Here is a 16,026-nt window from a genome sequence, read left to right on the forward strand (position 1 = left end):
AGCTGCTTGAGGGAAAACTTCACGAGCAGTTCTTATGGGGAGGGGCTGGAAACGGGTCATAACTGATACCGCGCCAGTTCTTTACCCGACAGATTTTATTTAAAACGTGGAAATCATTCTTTCATATTCATCATTGTAAAAAGATAAAAAGAGAACGATTGGAATGCCATTTGTATGGGCAACTGATTGCCATTCTACTCTGTTCTTCTACCATGTTTCAAATGCGGCAATTACTTCTTATGAAAAAGAAACGAGAACTGAGTGAATATAAGGCCATATATATGATAAAAGATTACTTTCTTCTTCTTTTCCAAGCTATACAGAAAGACACCCAAGAATTATCAAAGATTCTAATTCGCCTGTTCAACCTCTTACAACAAAACGGGCGAAAATCTCATCGATATGAGAAGAAAACAGTCTTTGATATATTAGGTGTCGTTTACAATTGTACCATGTCTGAAAATCAAGCAGCTTAAATCAAAAAAATGAAACCTGTTAGGGTTTATTTCGTATGCAAATCTTTAAACTCCCTACATGTAGCCTTTAGAAAAAAGAAATAATCTCGCCTAAAATTGACTTTGCATAAGCTTAGCTTGATAGTGTGGCGGGACCCCTATAAAAGGTATTTACCAAATTATATACGGATGTTTACCTGACATGTGAAGGGAAAAATTACTGTGTTAGTTGATTATTAGCAACTAACACAGTAATAGAAGTTTGCTTCAAATGCACCTGTACAGAACGTGGCAGGGTCGTCTCCAGAGCAGTTGTACTGAATAAGAGAAACATTATTGACAGCAATTGCGATTGAGGAATGTGCTGGAATTGTATATGATACCGAAGTTCTACGCGCATCTGTTACGAATAAATTTATTGTACAAATAGTAATAGCATTACTCACTGTAAAGACACCATTAATACTTGGGAAAATTGGTGATGAGAAAATCGTATCTTGGCTCTGTTCACAAGGTTTTCGAAGCGATTGACAAAGGTTTATTTTAATGATATTGCAGTTGAAAAGTTTCTTATGAGATAATTATAAGTAGGCATGTTTGAATCAATTTTAGGTTAGTTTTATTTGGGTTTCTAAAAAGAGCACTTGTATCAAAGTGCTCTTTTTAGAAACCTTAGCCATTCATTTTTATCAAAGATTGTGAGTCATGAACAAGTGAATGGCTTAACGAGTAAGGGTTCCAAATATTTTATGCGTATTAAATAAAATGGTGAATTAAAATAAAAAAAACAGTCAGTAAAGGTTAATTTCTCTTTTTAGAAAGAGCACTTAATAAATGTACAGATAATTCCTAGATTAATTTATATTCTATACAGAACTTAGACGTTTATGTTGATTAATCTTTATAGATTTTGTGATATGAGAAAGCTTCTGCAAGACTCTAGTCTGTCTTTGAGTATAGGATGAAAGTATCACTTCTGTATAACAAAAAACGTTAAAAATTGTAAATGCTTTGGTTCGTTGAAAAATGAATATTGCATGAGGATGCAGGAATTAATCTCAGTTTGTGCGCAAAGCAATATATGTCGTCAAGAATAAACGGCTAAAACAGAATGGAGAATCAATAATCAGTAAGGTATGAGAACAGTAGCTTAGCCCACGAGCCTATATGGGCTGTCGTGAACGTGGTAGTAAAGATATATCGTGACATATAATCTTGAGCGTCAAAAATATTTAGAATGGATTTTGCCTTTGGTAGTAGAAATGCTATTGATATCAACCAGCTTGTCCCTTAAGAAATAGGAGTATTAAATTTGTATTAGTGCAAATGAGAAAGTTGCTCGTGGTATTTCAGGAACTTCTCTGTTATAAGATGGTGATTTAGTAAGTGGAGGTGTATAAGTAGTTTGGAAGGAGCTTAAGCAGTCGAGGTATTTTGGATTGCCATGAAGCTCTTTATTTCCATGATAGATAACTATAGTATTAAATTTGTTGTTATTCATTCTTATTTTGCAGTTTAGCTAGAGTAGTAGGGAGGTTTGAGTTCTTTAATTTTTCATTATATTTATTAATCCATTCTTGGTCTGTTTTATCTAAAAATTGAGATAACTCTTTGGGTAACTTCTGCATGTGGTGCTTTGTCCACATTAGTTCACCATGTATATAACGAGTTCTTTGTGTAATAGCAATTCCTCCTTCAATAAGAGCTAGAAGAGTTACCTGACCAAAATGTTGCATATTGTGTTTAGTATGAGAACATTGATAATTTCTAATACTTTTAGTTATTAAAGAGTGTAAAGATATTGAATCATTTTGAACACTAATTAGTTTAAGGTGCAGTTTTAATATATCTATTGTATGGTGTATTGGATCTTTACTAATGAGCCCCTTATCAAATAATGATTGTAAGGTAGACTTAACTTCATCCAAGGTTTTATTTGTCATTTCAGCTATTTCATTCAAATCCTGCTGCATATACTCAATTTTAGAATGATTTAAATAAGAATTTAATATAATGTATTCTTCAGCTGTCATACCAAGTTTTACATAATAACGTGTTAAGAGAGTGGATACTTCGTGTGACATAAAAAACTCCTCTTTCACTGATTTAATTGATAAAATTTATTACCTTAATGTGTGTTTTGAAAAAATCGAATTATTTTTATGAGTCTAAATGAATTATAAAAATATACCTAGATTTAAGATATGATATTAGTCTTAATCATGATACTAAACTATGAAATTTTTATTTGTTTTAATCAATATGAGACCATTTTTAAGCGCTAGGTGAGTTTATAATAGCTCAGATGAAATTGAATAGAAGTATTAGTATGGTACTCTCAAAAATAAAGTTAATTAAATACAAAGCAAATAATAAATTAAGAACAACCTCTGAGAAATAAGAGGTTGTTCAATGATTTTGAAAAGAGATAAAAAATTATTCATTTGGAGACGGTGACTCTAATTGTATTACAAGCTTTTGATTGTTTGCATCAATCATTTTCGCGACAGCTACAAGAATGGCTTCATGATGTAACAGTTCAAGTTGTTTTTCTTTTGGTAAGGGTTCTAAAAGATTTTTAAATGATTCTGAAAAATGTCCGTTTGATAATTTCGTCACAAGTTCAACACGAACTTTTGAGTACTCGGTTAGTCCAATTATAGTTAAGTCACTATGGTCGATTCCAATTGATTTCATAGAAATCCCCTCCTTATTTTCAACTTACTCCAGAAGAAGGGAAAAATACCTATAAAAATAAATAGAATACTTAAGTTGGAGAAAATCTATAAAAAAATTATATCGATTTTCTAAAAAAATAAATTTATAAATACAGGGAAAAGCGAGGGTAGAACGCAGATACAATAACGAAAGATGTAAAAACAGTAATAAATGGAGAGAAATCTAATTGAGAATCAAATGGATTAATTGTTTCATTGAAAGAAAATGACGGAACTATATAAAACCTAAAGGCTTTGTGTCCCATTTAAATAGTAATTTGGAGTTTAGGTGCTATTGATCAGTAAATGCAGTTTGCAAAAGATATTATTGCTACTGTCATGTTTGTATTGTTTTAATTTGTTGTGCTGAAGCCTGAAAAAAATACGGGCTGTGCAGACAGGCTCTAAATCATTTAGAAGCTCGTATGATGTATAGATTTTAAAAACAGAAAGGAAGATGAGCATGTCTCAAGCGAATATCCCTAATATAACTCCAACAATATCAATTACTGCTGGTCAATCAATTTCTTTAATTTTGGCTTCTATTGCACTTGAAGAATTGGCATTAGCCCATATTATTAATAGTGAAGCGGAGAAAATCCAATTTTTATTGGGAACATTAGATACTGGTGTTACTCCTCCACCAACAACATTACCAGATTTGTTAACGCTAAATAATAGTGTTCGTCAAACACTACAAACGGTTGTAAAGCAAGAAATGCTTTTACAATTCAAATTGGAAAATGTATTAGATTTAGTTAGTGTGACACCACTCCCATAATTAAAGCTCATAATGAGAGCTATCATTTTAAATGAAATTATAATTTATTTCATTAATGAATAGCGTATTTAATATTTTTTGTTCACTGTGGGAAAGAAAATGCACTCCCGATTGTTGGGTCTAACAATCGGGAGTGCATTTCATTAAAATTTTGTTCGTTTAGATAATAAAAAATGAAAACGGCAAATGGATAGAATAGTATGAATTGAAAAACTTGCTAAAAATGTATAAAACCCATAATATAATGTGAAATTTTGATATATATGGATACTTAGAACCATTATTAGGTTCGATTCCAAGAAGAGAATAAGGGATATAAAGGCTGAAATATTCACTGCAACTCGTCAATATATTTCATCATATATTTATTCTTTTCACCCAAATTGAAGTGGGAGCCTCTTGAGAAGAAAGTTCTTTTACTATCCATTTATATTTACCAAGCTAATAGGGTAGTCCCTATCCTACCCAAAAGAATAGTATCTGTACGTTGGGTTATCGCTCTGCAAAGGCTTAAGAAAGGAAAGTTTTTTCGGTAAGTACGGTTAAATTGAGTCATCTTTTCTTTTTCTTCTCTTCCAATCTTTCTGAAGCGTATAAAGTTTATGTACTTCCTCTTTAAATTCATGCATATGTACAGTATTTTCACCATTTGAATAACGTGCGGTATTATAGGTATCTATAATTACAGCATTCTGAATATGTACGCCTTCTTCACAATTACTTCTCTTTAGCCACGCCTCAACAGTTTCTCCTCGTTTTCTATTAAAAGGGGGGGATAACTTACTCTCAAGTTTAAAAATTTCTTTCCGAATTTCGTTATGTGGTGGTTTATTTCGCTTCATTCGTTTTTGGCTAATTCCTTCTTTATCAGTAATGATTGTAGATTCAAAAAAAGGCATATTTGGTAAGCTTAAATGTTTTCGCTTTTTTACTATTTTCCAAACCACGTAAATAGTTATGGCTGTACAGGCTACAATTGTAATGCTGTTTATGAGAGCTGGATCAAAAGAACGCGGATTAAGTTCTTCAACTTGAGTTTTTTTAGATTTCCTTTATTTGACCAAAAATCTTCTGTTTCGTTTAATTCAGCCGCTGAAAATAACGGATTGATAGCGTATCCGAGTTCTAATGCAACTACTTGAACGATATAAGAAAAAAGAAGGCGGATATATGGGGATATTAGAATGAACAAACTACTAATTATTCTAATAGCAATAACCGAAGTAAAACGTAATAGCTGTTGATTGCGATTTGAACCTGTTAGCAAAAATGTAATCATAATGTGTAAAGCTAATAATAACAATTTCCATAGCGGTGGAAAAGGTGTATAAAATATAGCGATAGTGACAAACCATACAATACCACCTAACGATTTTTGTACCGGATGCCCAGGTCCAATCGTGTGTACGATAAAGAAGAAAAGTGGTAATATAATTGTGCTAAAAAGAGAGAGATAGAATGAAAGAACAACCAACGATTTGAATAACGAGTAGCATTACAAATCCTGTTGTTTTTTATTCATAAATTTATGAATAAGAAATACCCCTACATATCCGATTGCTAAAAATACAGCAACAGCGACTAGTTCATACCTTTCAGTTAATAACGAAAGGAGGAGGAGCAGAATAAGGTCATTAACGTGATATAGCCAAGTTTTCAACTGGTTCCACCATCCCTTTGTTATTAATGAGAAACGTAGGCTGCGATAGAAGAGGGAGTTCATCCTTCTGTAAACCAATGTAGATAATCGTTCTCTTTTTCTCGTTACATAATGAAGGAATCCTTGTTTCGGAAGCAATGTACTATCATAAGAAATACGTGCTAATTCCTCTAAAGATTTTGCGTATTGTGTTCGTCTTACATTTAACGTTAAATGTAATGGGCCACCTTCTGCTAATACACTAATAAATAATTCAAACGGTATTTGTTGCTTTGTCGTATACTGGCATATGTATATTACAAATGAAATCAGGTTTTCTACATTATCTTTCCAACCAAACCCGCGATCAGCAGCTAAAGAAAGACAAATCGTCCAACTATAATTTTTTACAGGTTCATATTGCGTTGATTGTAATTCATGTATTTTAGCAGATGCTTTCCAATGGATAGAACGGAAAAATTCATGCTCGTATCGCTTCACACCAACGAATGATGTTTCGTCCTGATAGATTGAAAAATTAATTCGATACGAACCGTTTAAAAACCGTTGTAGTTCTTGCAGTCCAATCACTTGTTTTGGTGAAGGATATACAATAATTTCTGTTCTTAATTTATCAAAAATAGGTGAATGTATAGTTAATAGATGAAAAGGATATTTTAACACACATTCGAATTGTTCAATTTGAAACACACCACGTTTCGTTGCAGTTAATGATAAATCCCATTTTTGCGGTGAATGAGCAGGTTGTGAAAATGGAAACGAGAATAACGTTCTTGATATTTGTTCAATTAATTGATCTTTATGTGGTATAAGAGATGAATTTAAATGAATAAAAAACTATCCAGATTCATCAGGGAAAAGCCGCGTTTTCTGTTTCTCACTTATAACTTGAAACGTTTTCTCTATGAAGGCGGCATATTTGTAAATGAAAGTTGCAAATAAATAATAGAAGAAAAAGAGAAACATAAGCATTCGTTGCGAGAAAAAGATTGTGAAAAGTAACGCGGCTGGAACAGTTAATTGAATAATATGAAGTTGAAAAAATAAAGGTACGGTTACAACGCGCTATTCATTCATGCTTGCTCAACCTCCACTGGTACATCAACTTCTTTTAAAATCCTTTGCATAATTTCATATTTTGTCATGTGTAAGGCACCTTCCATTGATAAGACGATACGGTGATTCAAAATAGAAGGAACTAAAAACTGTATATCTTCAGGCATACAATATTCTCTGCCGCATAACTAGACAAGTGATATATTTTTGTTTTAGACGTCAATCTTTCAACCAGTAGTACAGTCAAAGAACCAGTAGATTTTGCTTTAGATACTAATGAAATTTTAGTAATTGAATATTTTTATTTTCTTAAATATAAGTTTCCCGCAATTTCTTTAATAATTGTTTTTATTATATTTTTTATAAAATCGTTATCTTTTAATGTTTTTTATCATAAAGTCATTATAAATATTCACATGAAAGAAGGAGGAGTTTTTATTGAAGTATCCTACAATTTCTTTGTGTATGATTGTAAAAAATGAAGAGAAAAATATTGCGAATTGTTTAGAAAGCATAAAAGACATTATTGATGAAATTATTATTGTAGATACAGGATCTACAGATAAGACAGTTGAAATTTGTGAAACATTCAATGCGAAAATCTTTCGTTTTGAGTGGAACAATAGTTTTTCTGATGCTAGAAATTTTAGTCTGAAACAGGCGACAGGAGATTGGATATTATGGTTAGATGCGGATGAAGAAATGGATTTGGAGGATAAAAAACAACTTAAGGATTTTTTAGCTCAGTCGGAAGAAGAAAAAATATTGTCTATCCATCTAATTAATTACATTGGAGAACAAAAGGATATACATCAGACTTTTCATATTGCACATACTCGATTATTTAAAAATAAAGAAGGGTTTAAGTTTATATACAATATACATGAAGCATTAAATGTAGAAGAGGTGCTAGGGGAAATAAAAGAAATTAAGGTGCTTCCAATAAAGGTTTATCATTATGGATATTTGGATTCGGAGGTAATTAATAAAAAAAAATTAGCGCGCAATTTAACTTTATTAAAAGAAGAATTAAAAGAAGAGAATCATAGTCCATGGATTGAGTATCATATTGCTAGTGAGTACTATCGAGAAAAGAAGTATGTCGAGGCATTTGAGTATGTTAATAAATCTATAGCGAATTTTATAAAAGATAAACGGCTTCCACCTTCGCTGTTATATAAATTAAAATACTCCACACTTTTAAGTTTAGGAAGCATTGAAGGAGCATGGCCAGGTATAGACTCTGCGATTCGTTTGTATCCCGATTATGTTGATTTGCACTTTTTTAAAGGAGTCATATTATTTTTAAAAGAACAATATAATGAAGCGCTAAAAGTTTTTGAAAGTTGTATAAAGATGGGAGATAAAAATTTAAAACATCTGACTTTACATGGAGTTGGTGGACATATAGCCTGGTTTTATAAAGGAGCTTGTTTTGAAAAAATGAATAATGTAGAAGAGGCCAAAATAGCATATCAGAAATCTCTTTCATTAGTACCTAATTATACTCCGGCTGTTGAAGCCTTAGAAGAAATATAAATACCATATACGAATTAAAGGAGACAAAATAAATTTTAGGCTTTTAATATTAAAATCGAACTAATCAAATCATGGAGAAAAAATTCAATATGCATTAGGGTTATTAACGCAAAGTCTTTCCCCTCCTCCAACTTTTGATCAATTAATGCAATTAAATAAAAGTGCACAATCAACTTTACAGGGGGTAGTAGAAACAGAAATATTTTTAAAAGCAAAATTAGAAGCGATTTTACAAGAACCAACATTAACAGGACCACCTGGACCTACAGGAGCAATGGGGCCTGCTGGAGGAGCAACAGGAGCATCCGGTCCACTTATTACTGGCTAATAATGCCCAGATCATTAATGGTGCACAACAAACCGTTGCAGGTGGTGCTGCTATACCTTTGAGTACTAATGTAGTTATTAATGGAACAGCAATTACGCACGTACCAGGATCAATTGATATTCTATTGGCTCCTAATCAAACGTATTGGATTTTTTATGAAGCGGAATCAGGTGTGGGAACTGGTACTGTACAATTAGAATTTCACTTGAATGGATCTCTCGTACCGTGAACACAAGCTAGCGCAACGAACCAACCTGCTTACTCTACTACTGATTTATCATCAGCTGCAATACTAGTAACTGGTGCTGGACCTAATGTATTAACATTAGTCAATTCTGCAGGAGGAAATAGAAATATAACTGGAGCGAATGTTAATATAATTAAACTTCAATAATTTATAAAAAATAAAATAAATATTGAAAGTCTGTCTAAGATGTGTGTCAGTTAACCAGTTTCGTACCTTAGAGAATATTAAAAGAATCCTAAGTTTTTAGGGTTCTTTTCTAGTTTCTATAAATATTCTTTTAATTAGATGTGGAAAGTGATTTATAAATTTTAGAATAGTAAAACGTATCATGATGTTGATAATTTGAATTTGTTTCGCATTTTGTATGGAGTAATAATTGATGCGTTCATACAAAAGATAGAGATGAATGTATGGGGAAGATTATGAAGCTTAATATTTTTCCATTTAAATAAACATTGCTTTTTTAAAGTTATTTTCTTATTGATTCTTCTCGTCAAAAAAGTAATTAACATTTGCTAACTATTTTTAGATTTTACTCAACAATTTTATTCATGTTACATATAATAATGTGGGGTCTTTACTTGTTTATAACTGGTCATTATAAACAAGTAAAGAGTTAAAAATTAAAAAGTTATATCAATGGATACAAAGTCCATAAATTATATAATGTAGCTTTTAAATGTTATTAAAAATGTTTAGATGAAGGTCAAGGCATAATTAAAGATGTTATTCAATTATGCTAAATAGAGATGAATGTTATTTAGAACTAAAAAATGAGTAAAACTTAATTTGTTTTTTTCTACGTTTATATATGATATATCCAAATTAGAAGATTTTTAACATTTATGATTTTATTTTTTTGAAATATGAAAATTTAAAAGAAGTATATTAGTGTCATGTAACGACAAAATATAAAATTCCCTGTTTATACAAAATACCTGTTATTCATGAGAATTACACATTCATTGGTTTGTGATGTACAAATAAAGGAGTAAGAGAAAGCTAGTTATTGTAATGAATAGGTAGCACGATTCATCCTAAATCCCCCCTAGTATTAAAAGTAATAGAAAATATTTTAATGTGATTTTAAAAACATAGCTTAGTAAAATAGGGGATTGTATTCGATAATATCATGGTTGCTGAAAGGGGAAGGGTTGTATGCTTACAAGTATAATTATATTAACGCATAATCAATTAAAATATACTAAAGAATGTATTGATAGTATTAGAAAATATACGAATCAGCAAGAGTATGAATTAATAGTAGTTGATAATGCATCAACTGACGGGACTGTTCAATGGTTACAACAACAACAGGATATTTTAATGATTGAAAATGCAGAGAATATGGGCTTTCCAAAGGGATGTAATCAAGGAATTAGAGAAGCAAAAGGCGGAAATATACTATTGTTGAATAACGATGTAGTAGTAACAAAAAATTGGTTAAAAAACTTACTTAACTGTTTGTATGCAGAAAAGGATACTGCAGCAGTTGGACCGGTAACTAATAGTGCCTCTTATTATAGTGCAATTCCGACCTTTTATACGAATATTCAAGAAATGCAAGAATTTGCAAGTGGATTTAATCAAAGTGATAGGGAGAAATGGGAAGAGCGTATGAAATTAATAGGATTTTGTATGCTTATTAAAAAAACAGTATTAGATGAAATTGGTTTGTTAGATGAACGTTTTACACCTGGTAACTACGAAGATGATGATATATCACTTCGAATATATCAAAAAGGTTATAAATTATTTTTATGCAGGGACACGTTTATTCATCATTATGGAAGTGCTTCATGGAAAGAAGATAATATTAATTTTTCTATAGTTTTAAATAAAAATAGTAAAAAATTTCATGAGAAATGGGGTTTTTCTGAAGAAAATCTCTTTATACATTATGACCTACTAGAAATTGCGGATCGTGTTGTAGCTGACTACCCGCAAGAAGGAATGAATATTCTGTATATTGGAACTGGATGTGGCGCAACTTTATTAGAAATACAAAGGAGGTACCCAGAAGCTTCTATATACGGAGTGGAAAGTAATGAAAAAGCTGCAGTTTTTGCAAATAAAATAGCTCCTACAATATGTATTGAGTATAATAAATTAAATGAAGGATTAGATAAGAAAAAGTTTCAAATAGTATTCTTATCATCTCCCATTGAGCCAAATCAATTAATGAATGTGATACAAGCGATTTCTCAAAAATTAGCTCCTACTGGAAATTTCATCATGTCAAAATTTAATTTTCATAATTACAATATATTGCAGAATGAAAAGTAATTACAGATAACCAGGACAATTTAATTTTAGGAGAACGTTATTATTAAAATTATATTTTTTATCATTTTTCAACCGAAAACTCCTTCCTCAAAATGTGAAGGTTTGAAATAGTAATTTTAGGTGGGAGATGAATGTCGGTAGGCGTAAGCCTACTTTTTTCATAATATGATTGAAATAGCATTATGTATTGTTAAAATGATGCAATTAAATAGGATATAACAAGACGAGTACTTAGTTAACTTGTGCAGAGGAGCAATAACTTTAGAGGATTTTCTTAATAAAAATAGTACTGTTTTTTGGTACCTTTTTTAATCAGTATGCATTGTATGTTATAGGCTATATAATGGGAGAGGTGAGTATATGAGTGGTTGGGAAGAAAAACATGGAGGGTTATTTTTTTGTGAGCAAGGATGTTGTATACCGAATAAAACATCGATTCAAATTTCTCAATCTCAATTAAAAGAATTTGTACTTTTCTTAAAGAATTTCAAAAAAAATATAGAACGAGTATTTTCGGCAACTTCATCTTCTTATACTAAGGATTTAAAAAAAATGATCCGAATAGCACAAAAGTTTTTTGTTTATTTAAACTTATCAAAAGAACAAAGAGGGTTTTTGCATCAGAGGAACCGGAAGCTACTAAAACTTTTAAATAATTCTTCGTTTTCACGGGATATGATTTTCAATGAACTGGAGCAATTATTGTTATTCTTTTTTAGCATAGTAAAATCTTTTGAAATTAGTAATCATACTTTAGAGAAGTTAATTGAATTACTTAGAAAAATAGAATTTATATTAATTAGATACAGGTCTACAGGTAATGAATATTCTTTAATGGATCTGAATAGGAAAAAGGGCATTATGAAAGTAAGCGAAGTAGCGGAAGAAACCGAAGTAAGTGAAATAGCAGAAGAAACCGAAGAAAGCGAAGTAGCGGAAGAAACCGAAGTAAGTGAAATAGCAGAAGAAACAAGGAATATGTGAAGTCACAATATCAACTCAAATGGTATTAGTAAAAGTAAGATAGTTAAAATATAATAAAAAGATGGTATTAGTAAAATACCATCTTTTTATTATATTTTAACGAATTATTCGAAAGAAATTCCTTTCTTCAAGTGTGTGAAGAACGTAGTCCAACGGTAGTTGGGAGATGCATTGGATTCGGACAAGGGATGACAGGAAGCTATCTTAATTGTTCGACATACATTGTTATTTCATTACCCAACGAATGTATGTTAGTTGTATAATAGACATATATTGAAATGGAGGTGAAATGAATGATAATCAATAAAAGCATATAAATTTCGTATCTATCCAAATAAAGCACAAGCGACCCTAATCAATAAAACAATTGTTGGGCAAAGGTTCAGTGATTAAAATTACGCAAGCTGCCAAATTAAAATTCAAAATACCGCGTTGGATCAACATCTCAAGTCTGAAACTTAATTTTTAACAAAAAACCATGGACTGTTTGACTCCATTATTGGATGTGAAACAAAAGATAGGAGGAAAGGATTTTGTATGGGAAACCGGACGTTCCTAAGCGTTACAAACGCTGATGCAGATTCAGTAGATTATCAGAATACAGCTTTCGAGACGAATAATTTTCTCGCTCCAGTATGGTTTTGTCTGGTTAGCCAAGAGCAGTTCCAGTGCTATAGCGATCAACTCATGCAAGTATGGAGTAAGATTCAACCCCATATGGACCAACCAGATGGGGAGGATCTGCCTGAGTGGGAATGCTTTTACGAGGCATTCCAATGACAAATTCCATGGGTGGATGCTGCACAGCAATTGCGCTTGAGTTTACCTGGCACCTTGGCACATTTCCCTTCGCTTGCCACTCCTGTATATGAGTGGCTGGAAACCTTATCGACCCATGTACAGCGGTATTCTACTGCCGTGATAATGTAAATTATTTATCATTTTAGCCAAGAAGACTCCTTCCTCAAGGAGTGTGAAGGGTCACAGCCCAGTGAGTAGGTGGGAGATGAATTGGCTTCGAACAAGGGATGGCAGGAAACCATCTTAATTGTTCGACATACATAAAGTGTTACCTCACTATCTATCGAATATACGTTTGGTGCATAATAGCCATATACCGAAATGGAGGTGAATCAAATGATGATTAATAAAGCCTATAAGTTTCGTATCTACCCAAATAAAGCACAAGCAATTCTAATCAACAAAACGATCTTTGTATTCAATCATTTCCTATCCCTATGGGATCGCGCATACAAAGAGACAGGAAAAGGTTTGACATATGGTACATGCTCTGCCAAACTTCCTACCATGAAGAAAGAGTTTGTTTGGCTAAAAGATGTGGATAGTATTGCGATTCAGCATTCTGTTCGCAGCCTTGCGGATGCTTATACACGCTTTTTCAAAAAACAAAACAGCGCCCCGCGCTTTAAATCTAAGAAGAACAACGTACAATCTTATACTACAAAACAAACAAATGAAAATATTGCTGTTGTAGGAAACAAGATAAAGTTGCCGAAACTAGGCCTTGCTCGATTTGCCAAAAGTCGCGAAGTAAGGGGACGTATCTTAAATGCTACAGTTAGACGGAAACCTTCTGGCAGATACTTTGTGTCATTATTAGTTGAAGCAGAATTACAAGAACTTCCGAAAACACATTCTTACATCGGAATGGATGTGGGACTAAAAGATTTCGCCATTTTGTCAGATGGAACAACCTATGAAAATCCGAATTTTTTTCGAACATTAGAAGAGAAATTGGCGAAAGCACAGCGTGTTCTTTCTAGAAGAACGAAAGGATCTTTTCGATGGAATAAACAGCGAGTAAAGGTAGCTAGAATTCACGAATACATGGAAAATACTAAAAAAGATTACTTGGACAAAATCTCAACTGAAATCATCAAAAACCACGATGTTATCGGTATAGAGGATTTGCAAGTATCGAATATGTTAAAGAATCATAAGTTAGCAAAAGCAATTAGTGAGGTATCCTGGTCGCAATTTCGATCCATGTTAGAATACAAAGCAAAATGGTATGGAAAACAAGTCATTGTCGTATCAAAAACATTTGCTTCCAGCCAATTATGCTCTCGTTGTGGATATTAAAACAAAGACGTTAAAAATCTAAACCTACATAAATGGGACTGCCCTTCTTGTCGTACACACCATGATAGGGATATTAACGCAAGTATCAATCTAAAGAATGAAGCGATAAGGCTTCTAACTGCAATCCCTCACTTCTAAACGAAGTGAAAATAGGGGTAGTTCAAGAAAGATAAAATATGAAAAAAATTACGATTCACAAGATAAAGCCAAATTTTTAAAGAGAAGGGATAGTACCTATGCCCATCAACTTAAGAAATCTGACTATCCTCAAGTGTAAAAAATGTTATTCTTTCTGTAAAAATATACAGAAAGAATAACATTTTTTTATAAATCTTTCAATTCAAAGTGAACTACAATTATTTTCTGAAGAATTATATGAATATCTTACTCTTTCATTTTTAGAAAACCTTGCTAAAGAACTAGGTTTTGTACAACGGAAACGTAAGTTTTCTGGTCATGATTTGGCTACTATATGTGTCTGGATAAATCAACGCGTAGCGAGTGATTTTTTAGTGAGACTGTGTAGTCAAGTTCATGCTTTTACAGGAACACTTTACATATGTCGAGCACTTAAGGGGCTTCTTGTCACCACTTGTTCAAAGTTAATTCCTCTCCCACCTACCGTTGGGCTATCGCCCTTCACACGGTTGAAGAAGGATAATTTCCCGGTAAATTCGTTAAAATTTGAATTGAAACGCTAATTCAGAGGATTTGAACTTATGAAATTACTATTATCTCTGTCACAATATTTGTTTTTTGCCGGAATATTGTGAAAATATGTGTTTTTTCTATATATTTTAATAAGGAGGAGCATAAATTGGTATAGGATTAGTTATATAACTTTCCTAAACTTCTATCTAATGTGAATGAAACTAGAGTACTTGCGGAAACAAGTACTCTTTTTATCATGTAATACATAACTTCAACGTAAAAAAGATGAATAAGGTATATACTGCCATTACAAATCTTTATAGATGCTAAAGTTAAACGTTAATATAGAACTGATATAATTTTATATCCCGAGAAGCAGCTAAAACAAAAGATGGCAGTTGTACATAGTGTTTTGAATTGAATCTAATTATATTTGTAGTACTCAAAGCTAATGAGGGAATTGCACCTAATAAATCATATTAAAAGTATATATTGTTTAAGGATTTTAGAGTAAACATTAATATGTTGATACACAACTAAATTTTAAAAATTATTAGTGAGAGACAGGATAGAGGATAACAGTTAGTGTGAATTATTGTTTTAGAAGTTATGGATAGGCTATAAAACAAACCCTTGTCTTATTAGAACATATAATATTCTAAGCTTTGGTTATCAGGGAGGGATAAAAATGTGTAGGGATTGTAACAACTATAAACACCATTGTGAATGTTTTAATGACAATAAGCATACGTGCTGTAGAAAAAGACAAAAATGTTGTAAAAGAAAATGCAAGTGCTGTAAAAGAAGATGTGAGGAATCTTGCTGTAAACGTATTGTAATTTGTTGTAGCTGTCACCAGAATAACTGGTGATGATTCTGATTTGTTAAATTAATTAAGGTGAAATAATCCTATTTTAATCTAAAAATATAATCCGTTTTGTACTCTCATATCAAACTACTAGTAGTAAATGTTTATTCATTTAGTAAAACTAACATATTGGATAAACCTAGATAGGCTTTCTATTGATTTAGGTAGCTTCCTTTTAAAAAACAAAAATAAGAAATACATTTTTATCCATTATGCTACGACCTGCACAAGAAATCGATAAGTTCATGTTATAAACAAACGTAAAAAAATAGCAGTAAACTGCAAGAGGAAGCAATAGGGGAATTTGTCCTTGTCCACAATTTACGGATAGAACGAAAAAATAATCCCCTT

The 16,026-nt window shown here is 31.9% G+C and carries 9 protein-coding genes and 7 pseudogenes; 10 read left to right on the forward strand and 6 right to left on the reverse strand.

Annotation, left to right across the window (positions count from 1 at the left end; genetic code table 11):
• Window positions 1-89: 89 nt before the first annotated feature.
• A pseudogene (locus tag MR155_RS29095) lies at window positions 90-476 on the forward strand (IS4 family transposase); the annotation flags it as partial.
• 215 nt (window positions 477-691) lie between these two features.
• Here the strand turns inward: MR155_RS29095 and MR155_RS32315 are convergent.
• The 3 genes from MR155_RS32315 to MR155_RS29110 form a co-directional block, all read right to left on the reverse strand.
• Window positions 692-1,006 carry an S-Ena type endospore appendage gene (locus MR155_RS32315; RefSeq protein ID WP_396027185.1) on the reverse strand — a complete coding sequence of 105 codons (315 nt, stop codon included), beginning with the start codon at window positions 1,004-1,006 and terminating at the stop codon, window positions 692-694.
• A gap of 942 nt (window positions 1,007-1,948) precedes the next feature.
• Window positions 1,949-2,539: a hypothetical protein gene (locus tag MR155_RS29105; RefSeq protein ID WP_242311853.1), complete on the reverse strand. Its 591-nt coding sequence runs from the start codon at window positions 2,537-2,539 to the stop codon at window positions 1,949-1,951.
• 352 nt (window positions 2,540-2,891) lie between these two features.
• Window positions 2,892-3,152, reverse strand: coding sequence for a hypothetical protein (locus tag MR155_RS29110; RefSeq protein ID WP_242311855.1), 261 nt, complete (start codon window positions 3,150-3,152; stop codon window positions 2,892-2,894).
• Between the two features lie 483 nt (window positions 3,153-3,635).
• Between MR155_RS29110 and MR155_RS29115 the strand changes: the two genes are divergently transcribed.
• Window positions 3,636-3,953 (forward strand): alpha-helical endospore appendage domain-containing protein, encoded by a 318-nt coding sequence (locus MR155_RS29115; RefSeq protein WP_240369247.1) that lies wholly within the window; start codon window positions 3,636-3,638, stop codon window positions 3,951-3,953.
• A gap of 542 nt (window positions 3,954-4,495) precedes the next feature.
• On the opposite strand, the pseudogene MR155_RS29120 reads toward MR155_RS29115, so the two are convergent.
• The 3 pseudogenes from MR155_RS29120 to MR155_RS29130 form a co-directional block, all read right to left on the reverse strand.
• Window positions 4,496-5,613, reverse strand: a pseudogene (locus tag MR155_RS29120) (DUF4018 domain-containing protein).
• Window positions 5,588-6,585, reverse strand: a pseudogene (locus MR155_RS29125) (DUF58 domain-containing protein). The pseudogenes MR155_RS29120 and MR155_RS29125 overlap by 26 nt, the downstream one beginning before the upstream one ends.
• Window positions 6,586-6,686: 101 nt before the next feature.
• Window positions 6,687-6,857 (reverse strand): annotated as a pseudogene (locus tag MR155_RS29130) (AAA family ATPase); the annotation flags it as partial.
• A gap of 277 nt (window positions 6,858-7,134) precedes the next feature.
• Between MR155_RS29130 and MR155_RS29135 the strand changes: the two are divergent.
• The 8 genes and pseudogenes from MR155_RS29135 to MR155_RS29170 all read left to right on the forward strand — a co-directional run.
• Window positions 7,135-8,208, forward strand: a complete 1,074-nt coding sequence (locus MR155_RS29135; RefSeq protein ID WP_242311864.1) for a glycosyltransferase — start codon at window positions 7,135-7,137, stop codon at window positions 8,206-8,208.
• Window positions 8,209-8,290: 82 nt separating this feature from the next.
• Window positions 8,291-8,536 (forward strand): alpha-helical endospore appendage domain-containing protein, encoded by a 246-nt coding sequence (locus MR155_RS29140; RefSeq protein WP_472927183.1) that lies wholly within the window; start codon window positions 8,291-8,293, stop codon window positions 8,534-8,536.
• 58 nt (window positions 8,537-8,594) lie between these two features.
• Window positions 8,595-8,765, forward strand: a complete 171-nt coding sequence (locus tag MR155_RS29145; protein ID WP_242311859.1) for a hypothetical protein — start codon at window positions 8,595-8,597, stop codon at window positions 8,763-8,765.
• A gap of 1,176 nt (window positions 8,766-9,941) precedes the next feature.
• On the forward strand, window positions 9,942-11,069 hold the full coding sequence (locus tag MR155_RS29150) for a glycosyltransferase (protein ID WP_242311861.1): 1,128 nt from the start codon (window positions 9,942-9,944) through the stop codon (window positions 11,067-11,069).
• Between the two features lie 360 nt (window positions 11,070-11,429).
• Complete coding sequence (locus MR155_RS29155; RefSeq protein ID WP_242311862.1) at window positions 11,430-12,053, forward strand: collagen-like repeat preface domain-containing protein; 624 nt, start codon at window positions 11,430-11,432, stop codon at window positions 12,051-12,053.
• Window positions 12,054-12,356: 303 nt separating this feature from the next.
• Window positions 12,357-12,437 (forward strand): annotated as a pseudogene (locus MR155_RS29160) (helix-turn-helix domain-containing protein); the annotation flags it as partial.
• Window positions 12,438-13,190: 753 nt separating this feature from the next.
• Window positions 13,191-14,294, forward strand: a pseudogene (gene tnpB, locus MR155_RS29165) (IS200/IS605 family element RNA-guided endonuclease TnpB).
• A 188-nt stretch (window positions 14,295-14,482) separates the two neighbouring features.
• Window positions 14,483-14,710, forward strand: a pseudogene (locus tag MR155_RS29170) (IS4 family transposase); the annotation flags it as partial.
• Window positions 14,711-16,026: the final 1,316 nt, after the last annotated feature.

The sequence above is a fragment of the Bacillus cereus group sp. BfR-BA-01331 genome, from assembly GCF_022663915.1.
GTDB classification, from domain to species: domain Bacteria; phylum Bacillota; class Bacilli; order Bacillales; family Bacillaceae_G; genus Bacillus_A; species Bacillus_A mycoides.

What these genes read in the sequence shown, in the direction of transcription:
- MR155_RS29105 (WP_242311853.1), bottom strand. Translation starts at nt 2,539, where the DNA reads ATGTCACACGAAGTATCCACTCTCTTAACACGTTATTATGTAAAACTT.
- MR155_RS29110 (WP_242311855.1), bottom strand. Translation starts at nt 3,152, where the DNA reads ATGAAATCAATTGGAATCGACCATAGTGACTTAACTATAATTGGACTA.
- MR155_RS29115 (WP_240369247.1), top strand. Translation starts at nt 3,636, where the DNA reads ATGTCTCAAGCGAATATCCCTAATATAACTCCAACAATATCAATTACT.
- MR155_RS29135 (WP_242311864.1), top strand. Translation starts at nt 7,135, where the DNA reads ATGATTGTAAAAAATGAAGAGAAAAATATTGCGAATTGTTTAGAAAGC.
- MR155_RS29150 (WP_242311861.1), top strand. Translation starts at nt 9,942, where the DNA reads ATGCTTACAAGTATAATTATATTAACGCATAATCAATTAAAATATACT.
- MR155_RS29155 (WP_242311862.1), top strand. Translation starts at nt 11,430, where the DNA reads ATGAGTGGTTGGGAAGAAAAACATGGAGGGTTATTTTTTTGTGAGCAA.